13 protein-coding genes and 1 pseudogene are annotated in these 11,923 nt (G+C 49.8%); 8 read left to right on the forward strand and 6 right to left on the reverse strand.

From position 1 onward, the window contains the following. Positions 1–335: 335 nt before the first annotated feature. The 8 genes and pseudogenes from IPM89_07065 (at position 336) to IPM89_07100 (ending at position 5,525) form a co-directional block, all read left to right on the forward strand. On the forward strand, positions 336–2,360 hold the full coding sequence (locus IPM89_07065; protein QQS55537.1) for an AAA family ATPase: 2,025 nt from the start codon (positions 336–338) through the stop codon (positions 2,358–2,360). Between the two features lie 396 nt (positions 2,361–2,756). Beyond that, the gene (locus IPM89_07070; GenBank protein ID QQS55538.1) at positions 2,757–3,824 is read left to right on the forward strand and encodes a hypothetical protein; all 1,068 of its coding nucleotides are present in this window, start codon (positions 2,757–2,759) and stop codon (positions 3,822–3,824) included. Position 3,825: 1 nt separating this feature from the next. After that, positions 3,826–4,023 (forward strand): hypothetical protein, encoded by a 198-nt coding sequence (locus IPM89_07075; GenBank protein QQS55539.1) that lies wholly within the window; start codon positions 3,826–3,828, stop codon positions 4,021–4,023. A gap of 366 nt (positions 4,024–4,389) precedes the next feature. Continuing rightward, the gene (locus tag IPM89_07080; GenBank protein QQS55540.1) at positions 4,390–4,632 is read left to right on the forward strand and encodes a type II toxin-antitoxin system Phd/YefM family antitoxin; all 243 of its coding nucleotides are present in this window, start codon (positions 4,390–4,392) and stop codon (positions 4,630–4,632) included. Beyond that, entirely contained in the window at positions 4,629–4,892 is a 264-nt protein-coding gene (locus IPM89_07085) for a Txe/YoeB family addiction module toxin (protein ID QQS55541.1), read from the forward strand. The genes IPM89_07080 and IPM89_07085 overlap by 4 nt, the downstream gene beginning before the upstream one ends. Positions 4,893–4,981: 89 nt before the next feature. Further along, complete coding sequence (locus tag IPM89_07090; GenBank protein ID QQS55542.1) at positions 4,982–5,122, forward strand: hypothetical protein; 141 nt, start codon at positions 4,982–4,984, stop codon at positions 5,120–5,122. A gap of 35 nt (positions 5,123–5,157) precedes the next feature. After that, the gene (locus IPM89_07095; GenBank protein QQS55543.1) at positions 5,158–5,367 is read left to right on the forward strand and encodes a BrnA antitoxin family protein; all 210 of its coding nucleotides are present in this window, start codon (positions 5,158–5,160) and stop codon (positions 5,365–5,367) included. Positions 5,368–5,415: 48 nt separating this feature from the next. After that, positions 5,416–5,525: pseudogene (locus IPM89_07100) on the forward strand (BrnT family toxin). A gap of 104 nt (positions 5,526–5,629) precedes the next feature. Here IPM89_07100 and lpxB read toward each other — a convergent pair. From lpxB to bamA, 6 genes are all read right to left on the reverse strand, one after another. Then, positions 5,630–6,772, reverse strand: a complete 1,143-nt coding sequence (gene lpxB / locus IPM89_07105) for a lipid-A-disaccharide synthase (protein ID QQS55544.1) — start codon at positions 6,770–6,772, stop codon at positions 5,630–5,632. A gap of 13 nt (positions 6,773–6,785) precedes the next feature. Beyond that, on the reverse strand, positions 6,786–7,559 hold the full coding sequence (gene lpxA / locus IPM89_07110) for an acyl-ACP--UDP-N-acetylglucosamine O-acyltransferase (protein ID QQS55545.1): 774 nt from the start codon (positions 7,557–7,559) through the stop codon (positions 6,786–6,788). After that, positions 7,556–7,996 carry a 3-hydroxyacyl-ACP dehydratase FabZ gene (gene fabZ / locus IPM89_07115; GenBank protein ID QQS55826.1) on the reverse strand — a complete coding sequence of 147 codons (441 nt, stop codon included), beginning with the start codon at positions 7,994–7,996 and terminating at the stop codon, positions 7,556–7,558. Before fabZ ends, lpxA begins: the two co-directional genes overlap by 4 nt. A gap of 21 nt (positions 7,997–8,017) precedes the next feature. Then, on the reverse strand, positions 8,018–9,046 hold the full coding sequence (gene lpxD / locus IPM89_07120) for a UDP-3-O-(3-hydroxymyristoyl)glucosamine N-acyltransferase (protein ID QQS55546.1): 1,029 nt from the start codon (positions 9,044–9,046) through the stop codon (positions 8,018–8,020). A 5-nt stretch (positions 9,047–9,051) separates the two neighbouring features. Then, complete coding sequence (locus tag IPM89_07125) at positions 9,052–9,549, reverse strand: OmpH family outer membrane protein (GenBank protein ID QQS55547.1); 498 nt, start codon at positions 9,547–9,549, stop codon at positions 9,052–9,054. Positions 9,550–9,624: 75 nt separating this feature from the next. After that, positions 9,625–11,913: an outer membrane protein assembly factor BamA gene (gene bamA / locus IPM89_07130; GenBank protein ID QQS55548.1), complete on the reverse strand. Its 2,289-nt coding sequence runs from the start codon at positions 11,911–11,913 to the stop codon at positions 9,625–9,627. Between the last annotated feature and the right edge of the window lie 10 nt (positions 11,914–11,923).

Raw genomic sequence — 11,923 nt, forward strand, 5'->3', positions numbered from 1 at the left:
CTCTGCTCCGTGCGGGATGACCCTCAACTCGCGCCCGTTAGGCGCACACGGATAATATTGACGGAAGCAAAGGATCGCATATCTCCCGCAATTGTGGGAAATTCGGCAGATGATGATCGACGCTGTAAATTGAAGTTACTCCCTTTTGGTTATTTAGGGAGTTGATGAATCCATAGAGATAAATTTCTAATGCGGGGTGTCCATCTGAGTGCGGTGGACACCAGATATTGTGATCTTGACCATCGAAGCGCCCTTTCTATGGTGCGTCAAGATCTAATCCATAGGCACTACCGCACTCAGATGGACACCCCGCTTTCTAATTTAGAGAGAAAACCATGTTAGAAGAACTAAAAATAGATTTCTCTGTATACAAAAACAATATTGAAACTCCAATTTTTCATAGGATTAAATTTAACAAAGAAGGATTCTCAAATTCTGCAAATGTATATTTAACAAAAGCTAGTTTTTATGATGTGCGAACATCCCGTAATTATCGGATATTTCCTTGGCATGATTATCGAGCTAGAGACTTTCTTGGTTTTGAATTAGACCAAGAAAGTCCCGCCTTGGGTACGGCTACTTTAATTGGTATGTTTAAACCCAGCCAAAATGATTTAGAAGATGTTCAGTATATTACTAATCAAGGAAAGTCATATTTTTCAAGCGCATATAAAGCAATTGAATCCGAATTTTCTAAAAAAGAGGAGGAACCAGAAGAAGTACTGGAAACAAAGAAAATAAATATAGAAAGCTTTATGAAAATGGGAGAAATAATACCTACTGGTGCGCAGGGGAAAGCTATATATGGTGAAGGTAATTATATAATTGATGGACCGGCTGGAACTGGTAAATCTACCACTGTTCTTCAAAAAATAAAAATAATTCAAAACCAAAATGTATCTTTAAATCAAATTGTTATTCTCGTTAAAAATGAACAGGTTGTTCAAGCTTTTAATGGACTGTTGCAGTCAATTGGTGTTACAAACTTTGGCATTTATTCAGTAGATCAATTTATTGATGAGATTGGGTACAGTAGAAATGATATGACAGACCAAAACTTAATCAGCTATAAAAATAAGGCTTTAAATTTTATTAAGTTATTTGAAGCTTGTACAAATATTAACAATAGAACACGCAATAACCAAAGTAGTCAGTCAAAAAATATTGAGCAAGATAATGAATTAAAAGATAAAATAAATAGAAGCAAAAAACTTTTTAGTATTTTCTTGGAATTTATTAAAGATTGCGACGCTCTATCTCAATCAAAAATCGATAATAGTATAGAGTTTTCATCGTTTGAAAAAGCCATATCCGAAAATTATAATGAATTCAAATTGCAACTTGAAAATGATTTTTTGTCAAAAAACAAAGAATTAACTAATTTTAATGTGGCAGAAAGTATTCGTAAAAAATGTAATACTCTTTATAAATCTCAACAAATACAACTTAGCAGCAAAAGAAAAAAATTAGATAAGAAAGAAAAAAAATTAATGGCTAAAGCTGAAAATAAGCTAGGAAAATTAGAGAAAGAATTTTATTCTGATAATACATTTAATTTAATTTCTGAGGACGACATAGAAGCCGATTTCCTTGCAAGGTATGCAAATAAATATAAAAAATTTATGAGTACTTATCATACTATTATTATCGATGAGGCCCAAGATGTTTCTTCTTCTAAAATAGAAATAGTTAGACTATATGCGTCAAACATAATTTTAACAGGCGATGAACTACAAAAGGAAACCTCAGATGGAATTGGCAATTGGAGTAATATTCTAAATAAGGAGGCTTTCTTCAAAGACGATGACGATACCCTTAACATATACAAACTTAAGCATAATTTTAGGCAAACTTATGAACTGGGTAATATGAGTTATAACTATAGACAATTGGTTTTAAAACAACCTATCATTGATATAAAAGACGAGTATTTTGAAAATCAAAAAGGTTTTAGAAAGCCTGAGTTTGTATTAATAAATGAAGACAATGACTTTATAAATCTGGTTAAAAACAAGATACGCTATATTAAAACTTCATTTACCACAAATTTTCCTTTAGTTATTTTTTACGAGAATAATACAACTTTATCTAAATTTAAGAGAATACTAAATTCTGAAAATATAGCGTACACAGTAGATATTGATTTTAATAAAGAAGTTTTTTTATTAAATGTAGAAAAAATAGCTGGAAGAGAATTTCCCGTCGTTATAACGCCTGTCAGCAGTCGTACCCTTCCAAATTCGATTTACATTATGATCAGTCGAGTAAAATTTGATCTTTCTATTATTACTTTTAGTAAAAAAATAGAAAATCACATTGAAACTTTAATAAAAAAAGAAATAATCTTATCAAGACAATAAAAAATATTTCGAGAATTCTTATGAATCATCTCTAAGGTAAAGTGCATTTATTTAGTAATTTAAGCAGATTATTTAGGCGTTTCCTAGATTTCTTAGCTTTTGTAATTGGGGTTTTTCCTTTTTAGCAACCTAACTTCGATCAACTGTGGCCTAACTGGCTGCTGCACCGGAGACCGCGCCATAGCCAGTTGTGGCATTTGAACGCTCATCGAGTGGCGCGGCCCCGGTGAGCAAAGACGTTCGTCGGCGCTTTGCGCCGACGAACAGGCGCGAGTTGTTCCCAATATCGGGTTCTCGGCGCGTAGCGCCGTCGAACCCTCATTGGAGCGTCACCCCTTCGGGGCGACTTCGTCGTCCCGTACTCGCGTCCCTGCCGCCCACCACGACGGGTGGAACTTGGCAGTTCCTCCGCCGGGCGGCAGCTCCGCTCCGTGCGGGATGACCCTCAACTCGCGCCCGTTAGGCTTAACAAACCTACAAACAGTTATGGTAAAAAAAATGTCAGATATGCCAACAAAATGCACACCTCTCGTCATCAATCTTTTATCTGAAAATTCAGATTCTCAATATCAAGACTCTTTGAAAAGAAGTAATATTTTGAAAGAGTTAAGGTGTATTTCTGGTATACCTGAAATTGCAAGGGAGTTGAGTCAAGATGCTGTGTATAAAATTGTTTATACGCCAGAGGGAGGCAAACTTTTTAAAGATGCTGCTGGCAATATAAAAGGTGTGTTTTATAAAGATGGGAAAATTATAGAACATGCAAAATTTCAAGCTATTCAACCATCTTTTATAAAGGCTGCAACAGCAATAGGTTCTCAGATACTTTTGGTAAGCATAGCTATGCAGCTAAATCGCATAGAAGAAGGAATATCAAAAATAATTAGTAGGCTTCATGATAATAATATAGCTGAAATTATGTCTGGTGTAAGTCAATATAATCAAGCAATGGCAATGCAAGATTTTGAACGACAGTCAAGAGCAATTGAACATGCTATACAGACACTAAATAATGGTATTGAAAAAACAGTTCGATCATTAAAAAATGAAATAGAAGAAGCACCGGATGCTAAAATCAGTTTTTGGGATAACTGGTTTACAAATAAAGCAAAAATTGCGTCCGAAAAGTTCGGACTTGCAGAAGAGTCATTTAAAGCGTGCCTTCTTGGAATTAAGACTTTATCTGAATGCTTTATAGTGATAAATGAGCCAAAGGCAGCAGCATCAACTTTAATAAAAAACCTTTCAAATCTTCAGTCTTGCGGGATTGAAATTGCCATTAAAAAAGCACGATTAGTGCCGTTTAAAGGAAAAGGAAATACTCCTCCTGAAACACCATGGGTGAGTTTTTTAAAAGATGTTCCTGTCTTTATTGATCAAATCAATAGATGCAATTTGCTTGCAAATGGTGAATTTGATTGTATTGAGATAGAATTAAAACCCATCGAACTATTGGAGAATTAAAATGAACAATTGTCAAGAGTGTGGACGTTCTTTGGAACAAGAAGAAAAAGATTTATGCCCTGCTTGCAAATCAAATAAATCATATAAAAATAAAAAGTGGGTGGAGGTTATAGGTGGTGCATTCGCAATTGTTGGTGCTATAGCTATTGCTATACTAACTGGTGGGAAAAGTAATGGAGGAAACAATGGCTCTGCTTAAGTTAAGCAACACAATTCAACTAGCCTAACTGGGGCTTGCACCTGACCCCGCTACGCGGGGCAGGTGAAGCGGGTCGTTCGTCGGCGCTTCGCGCCGACGAACGGGCGCGAGTTGAGTCGAGCTTCGAGTTCTCGGCGCTGCGCGCCGTCGAACTCTCGTTCGAGCGTCACCCCTTCGGGGCGACTTCGTCGTCCCGTACTCGCGTCCCTGCCGCCCACCACGACGGGTGGAACTTGGCCGTTCCTCCGCCGGGCGGCAGCTCTGCTCCGTGCGGGATGACCCTCAACTCGCGCCCGTTATGTTGCAGAAACCATCTTGAAGTATCGTACGTATTAGCGTACGATACTTGTCAAGGAGGACAAAGTAATGACTATTCTCAATGCCACAGAAGCTAGATCTAAACTCTATAGTTTGATCGATGAGGCGGCCACTTCTCACCAACCGATTGTAATAAAAGGAAAAAGAGGTAATGCCGTTCTGGTCTCGGAAGAAGATTGGAACGCTATATCAGAAACCCTCTATCTACTATCTGTACCAGGAATGAGGGAATCGTTAAAGAAGGGTATGGAAACACCGAGTTCTGAGTGTGCCGAGGAACTCGATTGGTGAGTTGGAAAATAGTATTTACCAAACACGCTCAAAAAGATGCGAAGAAACTGGCATCCTCAGGATTAAAAACAAAGGCGCAGTCTTTGCTTACCTTATTGGAGAGCAATCCATATCAAAACCCGCCACCCTTTGAGAAATTGGTTGGAGATCTGTCCGGGGCGTATTCCCGTCGTATTAATATTCAGCATCGCATCGTGTATCAAGTTTTAGAGAATGAACGAGTAGTAAAAATACTTCGTATGTGGACACACTATGAATAGCAACATAAACCTCGGCTGAACTTGGTCGTTAGGCCAAGAAAATTATCACTCTATTTTTTTTGAAGCTTTATTCGGATGATAGGAATGTAATGAGTGAAAAAATGCAGTATTGTAAAGATTTATACCAGTGGCCAGAAAAATGGATAATTCTTGATGAAGATTTAGATTATGGAAGACAATTAGCAGAAGAATTTAAACCATATAAAGAAGACTATCAAAAGACACTGTGATAAGCCAGAACGAAAGCTATATAAGGACTTTAAACATGCGTGATCATTACGATTTCTCAGACTCAGTACCAAACCCGTATGCTCAAAGACTAAAGAAACAGATCACTATTCGCTTGGACGAGGACACCGTGGAATATTTCAAGAAGATGGCGGAGGAAAAAGGCATACCATATCAAAGTCTCATCAATCTTTATCTTCGAGATTGCGCGCAGACTAATCGAGACCTCAAGATGCAATGGCAGTAGTTTGAATTTTATGAGCGAAAGAGCAACAGTAACTGGCGGAAACACGGCATCGATTTCGTGGAAGCCCAAGTGCTCTGGAATAATTCATATCTTATTGAAATTCCGGCATTAACGTCTAATAAGAGCGATTTCTCGTAATCGGAAAAATCGAAGGAAAGCTTTCGTTGCCCCTTATCGGTGAGCAGGGTCCAACGAGGCGTTCCGGTTGGCGTCGGTACGCAACTTTCACGAAGAACAGTAATACTCGGTATCTCAAGACGATTCAGCCCTGCTCCAACAACTCCGCAACCGCCGCCGCCGCCCGCCGACTGGCATCGCAACGCAGTTGCGCGTGCAGGGCATCGAACTCCGTCACCAGCTCCGTGCGGGCGGTCGCATCGTCCAGCCAGCGCAGCACCGCCGACCCCAGATTCTCCACCGTCGCCGCCTCCTGCACGAACTCCGGCACCAAGGCGCGTCCAGCTAGCAAATTGGGCAAGGCAAAATGCGAGACCGTCAGCAAGCGCCGGGCGATCCAGGCCGTCACCGGCGCCACTCGATACGCGACCACCATCGGCCGCTTAAGCAACATCGCCTCCAGCGTCGCGGTTCCCGATGCCAATAACACCACATCGGCGGCCGCCATCGCCTCGCGGGGCTGCCCATGCACCAAGGTCAACGGCAAGGTTGGCACCCGTTCGGCCCGCATCGACTCCAATACCTCGAACAGCTTGGGCGTCGCCGCCGGCAGCAGGAAATGCAACTCGGGCCGCCGCGCCCACAGCCAGGTTGCGGTATCCAGCAACAACGGCCCCAACCGACCGACTTCACCTCGGCGACTGCCGGGCAACAAGGCAACGATGCGCGCCTCGGCCGGCGCCTGCAAATGCAACAATTGCCGAGCCAGCAAGGGATCGTTATGCGGGGAAATGCTATCGGCCAGCGGATGGCCGACATAACGCACCGGTACGCCATGGCGCTGATAGAACACGGCCTCGAACGGCAGCAAGGTCAATATCAGATTGACTGACCGAGCGATCTTGCGCACCCGCCAGGGCCGCCACGCCCACACCGAAGGGCTGACGTAATGCACGGTCGGAATACCGCGAATCCGCAGCCGGCGTTCCAGACCCAGATTGAAATCGGGCGCGTCGATCCCGACGAACACCGCCGGCGGATCGGCAAGCAATTCCCGGTACAGCCGCCGCCGAATGCGCAGCAGTTCCGGCAGATGGCGCAAGACCTCGACCAGACCCATCACCGCCAGTCGTTCCAATGGCACCAGACTACGCAATCCCCTCTCGATCATGCCGGGTCCGCCGATGCCGCTGAAGCGGGCATGCGGGTAATGCGTCCTCAAGGCGGTGATGAGGCCAGCGCCCAGCAAATCGCCCGACAGCTCGCCGGCCACCAGCACGATGTGCATGAACGGCGCGCTCCTAGCGGACGACACCGTTGCGCGAAGGGGCCGTCAGAAATTCGGCCAGAACCCCCAGCCGCGGCCATTCCACCGTCATTTCCCGAACTTTTTCGGTTGCCTCATCCAGACGCATGTTGGAACGGTAGATCACTTTATAGGCGCGGCGGATCGCCTGAATCTCTTCATCGGAAAAGCCACGGCGGCGCAGCCCTTCGGCGTTGATGCCGTAGGGTTCGGCCCGGTAGCCGGCCACGGTGACGTAAGGCGGTACATCTCGATGCACCCCACAGGCAAATCCGCAAAAACTATGGATCCCCAGCCGGGTGAACTGGTAAACCAGCGCGAACCCACCCAGCACCACATCGTCGTCGATATGGACATGGCCCGCCAGCGATGCGCCGTTGGCGAAAATGGTCCGGTCGCCAATCACGCAATCGTGGGCGATGTGGACATAGGCCATGATCCAGTTATCGTCGCCCAACCGGGTCAGGCCGGCATCCTGCACCGTGCCACGGTTAATCGTCACGAATTCGCGGATGGTGTTACGGTCACCGATCTCCAGGCGAGTCGGCTCACCGTTATATTTCTTGTCCTGCGGGATTTCGCCCAGCGAGCTGAACTGATAAATCCGGTTGTCGCGACCGATCCGCGTCGGCCCCTGAATCACGACATGCGGGCCGATCCAAGTACCAGTGTCAATCTCCACGCCTGGACCGATGATGGAAAAGGGACCAACCGCCACATCCGCCGCCAATCGGGCCGAAGGGTCCACCACGGCGCGCGCATCGATCACAAGTGAATGCCTCGCTTGGCACACATCAACTCAGCGCTCGCCGCCAGTTGGCCATCCACCTTGGCTTCGCAGATAAACTTGCCGATATCGCGCTTGATACGCTCCAGCCGTACTTCCAGGATCAACTGATCGCCCGGCCCAACCGGCCGCTTGAAACGGGCGTTATCCACCCCGGCCAAGTAATACATCGACTGGCGATCCGGTCGCACGCCATCGCTCTTGAACGCCAGAATTCCGGTCGCCTGCGCCAGCGCTTCCAGGATCAGTACGCCAGGCATGATCGGCCGTTGTGGGAAATGGCCGAGGAAAAACGGTTCGTTGAAGCTGACGTTCTTGAGGCCAATCAGCGACAGCCCCGGTTCGATGGCCAGAACCCGGTCGACCAGTAAAAAGGGATACCGGTGCGGCAGGTATTCCAAAATCTCCTGAATATCCATCGGTTCCAAAACCTTATCCTCTCAAATGGAGCCATTTCGACTGATTTTTTCCAGTGCCGCCACCCGCCGGAACAGCTCGTCCAAGCGACGCAGGCGGGCGCTGATCTTATTCCAAAGTCGGTTCGGCTCCACTGCCAAACCCGAAGAGTAGGCACCCGGTTCGGCAATGGATCGGGCCACCAGCGACATACCGGTCACTTGCACGCGATCGGCGATCTCCAGATGGCCGGCGACGCCGACCCCGCCGCCCAGCATGCAATGGCGCCCGATGCGGGCGCTGCCCGCGATACCGACGCAACCGGCCAACGCGCTGTGGGCGCCAACCCGCACGTTGTGAGCAATCTGAATCTGGTTATCCAGCTTGACCCCCTCCTCGATCACGGTATCTTCCAGGGCACCGCGATCGATCGTGGTATTGGCACCGATCTCGACATCGTCGCCGATCCAAACACCGCCGAGCTGCGGCACCTTGACCCAGTGTCCATCCGGCCCGAGCGCCAGACCGAAACCGTCGCTGCCGATCACCGCGCCTGGATGCACCAGCACTCGCCGACCGATATGAACACGGTGGCACAGGGTCACCTGTGCCACCAATCGTGTCTCGGCGCCCACCACCGCCTGCTCGCCGATCACGCAGTTGGGACCGACGCATACCTCCTCGCCCACCACCGCGCCGGCCTCCACCGTGCACTGCGGGCCGATCCAGGCGCTGGCCGCAACCTGGGCGCTGGGATCAACCCAAGCCGTGGGATGAATCCCACCATGCGGCCCGGTGGTCGGCACGAACAATGCCGCGGCTCGGGCATAGGCAACATGCGGGTTGGTGGCCACCAGGGCCGGCACCGGGCAGGACGCGGCGTCTTCGGGCGACAAGATCACGGCCGCCGCCCGAGTATGGGCCAAAAACGGGCGATAGCGTGGATGGGTCAAAAAGCTGATCTGGCCGGATTCCGCGCCGTCCAGGGGCGCCACGCCGGTGATGACGGTCGTGGCGTCGCACCCTTGCAAGCGGGCGTTCGCCGCCGCCGCCACCTCCCCCAGCGTGGTCATCAAGGTTATTTGGACGTAAGACGCTTCAAGACCTTATCGGTGGCATCCACTTGCGGGCTGGCGTACAGCGTTGCGCTATCGTTAATGACCAGGTCGAAACCCTCTTCCTTGGCGACACTGTTGATCACATCCAGCACTTGTTTCTGGAACTTGCCCAGCTCCTCGTTGCGGCGCAGGTTGAAGTCCTCGCGGAACTCATCGCTGCTCCGTTTTAATTCCCGAGCCTGATTGCGGATGTCACTCTCCAGATTACGGCGTTGGCTGTCGCTCATCACCGCGCCATCCTTAGCCAGTTTCTCCTCCAAGCGGCGCAGCGACTTCTGCGCCTCGACCAAGCCTTTCTGCCGCGGCGCGAATTCTTTTTCCAGCCGCTTGCTGGCCGATTCGGCTTGCGGCGCGCTACTCAGAATCTTGGCGATGCTAACGAAACCGATTTTCAAATCGGCCGCCTGGGTCAACGAAAGGGGCAGCGCCAGGGCGGCTGCGGCCAATAACCTGTACATAAGCTTCACTCGATAACCTCCATCAAAAAAACACGAATATAAACCAGCAACTTAAAATCCACCTTCTATCCCGCATCAGTTGAACGGTACACCAAAGGAGAATTGGAAAACCTCCGTCTCATCGTTCGACTTGTCGTTGAGCGGAGCGGCGACGCTCACCGCGATGGGACCCAGCGGAGACAACCACAATCCAGCGATACCGACCGAATAGCGCAGTTCGTTGGCGTCGAAATCACTTGCGGTCGCAAAGACATTACCGACATCGAAGAACGCCGCCATCCGCACGTTTTCCGATTTTTCCAGGAACGGCACCGGCAAGATCATCTGCGTGCTGGCGACGGTCTTGAACGCACCACCGCTCGGTTCGTCGTCACTGTAACGGGGACCCAGCGTATTGGCCTTGTAACCCCGCACCGACCGCAGGCCACCCGCGTAAAAATTTTCGAAAAAGGGCAAGCCATCGGTATTACCGTAACCGTCGCCATAGCCGATATCCGCGCCAAGCGACCAGGTCAGCCACCGGGCGAAGGGGTAGTACATCAAGCCCCGGTAGTTGAGCTTATAGTATTCCGCATCGCTACCCGGCACGGCGAGTTCGGCCGAAATTTGATTCAGGCTGCCGCTGGTCGGAAAAATAACCCGATTGCGGGTGTCGCGCGCCCAACTGGCATCCAGTTTGAACTCGTTGAAGGTATCGCCGTTCTGGTCGATATAATCGAGAATTTCAACGGGCGTGCCGGTCGTCGTATCGATCGTAACATGATCGTAGCCGGGCAACAGCAGCAGCGTATCGAATTCGTTGAGCGGGAACCCGAAACTGACCTGGGCACCGTAGTTGTTGAGCACGTAGTCGGCGGTATTGACCTGCGCGGCGTCGATGTCTCGATAGTAAAGCCGGAACCCGCGACTGATACCGTCCGGCGTATAGTAGGGATTGTTATAGAAAATACTGTAGTTGGCGCCGGCGTCGCTATTGTTGAGCACCAAGCTCATCTGATTGCCGGTGCCGAGAAAATTATTCTGGGTCACGCTCGCATTCAGCAGCAAACCCGAATCCTGGCCGTAGCCGATGCCGAACATCAGGCTCCCCGACGGGCGCTCGACGACGGTATAATTCACATCGACCTGATCGTTGGTTCCGGGCACGGCCGGCGTCTCGGCACTGACGCTCTCCAGATACTCCAGGCGCTGCAAGCGTGTTTTGGAGCGCTCGAGATCCTTGGTCGAAACCCAAGCACCTTCCGCTTGGCGCAGCTCCCGCCGCAACACGTCGTCCTGGGTCTTGATGTTGCCCTGAAAATTGATGCGCCGCGCATAAACCCGCTGGCCCGGATCCACCATGAAGACCAAGGTGACTTTTCGGGTTTCGTCGTTGACCTGAGGGACCGTATTGATATTGGCGAACGCATAGCCCTCCTCGCCCAGACGCTCGCTCAATTTCTTGGTGGTTTCGGCCATCTTGGCGCGGGAAAAGGTTTCACCCGCCTTGATCGTAATCAGCTCCCGCAGATCCTGCTCCGGGACATCGCCGAAATTGCCGGCCAGCTGGGTGTCCTCAATGGTGTAGGGCTCGCCCTCGGTGATGTTGATGGTGATGTAGACATCTTTCTTGTCGGGCGTGATCGAAACCTGCGTGGAATCGACGTTGAACCTGAGATAGCCCCGATCCAGATAAAAGGAGCGCAGCGTCTCGATGTCCGCCGCCAGCTTCTGCTTGGAGTACTGATCGTCCTTGCTGAAAAAGGACAGCCAGCCGGTGGTGGAGGACTGCAACAGACCCAACAGTTCCTTATCGCTAAAAGCCCGATTGCCGACGATATTGATCTGGCCGATGCTGGCCACCGCGCCTTCCGAAATCTCGATGGTGATGGCGACCCGATTGCGCTCCAACGGCCGCACTTGACTGTCGATCCGCACTGCGTAACGGCCGCGGCTGTAATACTGCCGCAGCAATTCCTGCTCCACCTTGTCGAGCAGGGAGCGGTCGAAAACCCGACCCTCGACCAAGCCGACCTCGGCCAGCGCCTTTTTCAGGTCGTCGGTACTGATATCCTCGTTGCCGGTGATCCGAACCTCGGAAATCGCCGGCCGCTCGGTCACGGTCACCACCAGCACGTTGCCTTTGCGCTCCAGGCTGACATCGCTGAAGAATCCGGTCTTGAACAGCGCGCGGATGATTTCCGGATATTCCTGCTCGGAAACCGACGAACCGACCTGCACGGGCAGGTAGTTGAATACGGTACCGGCGGAAATGCGCTGCAAACCATCGACCTGGATGTCCTGCACGACGAATTCGCCGGCGCGTGCCCCGCAGGCCACGACCATCAGACCAAAGGAAAGAATCAGGCGACGATACAATTTCATAAGTACGTGG

This window comes from Candidatus Competibacteraceae bacterium (genome assembly GCA_016699715.1).
GTDB lineage: Bacteria > Pseudomonadota > Gammaproteobacteria > Competibacterales > Competibacteraceae > Competibacter.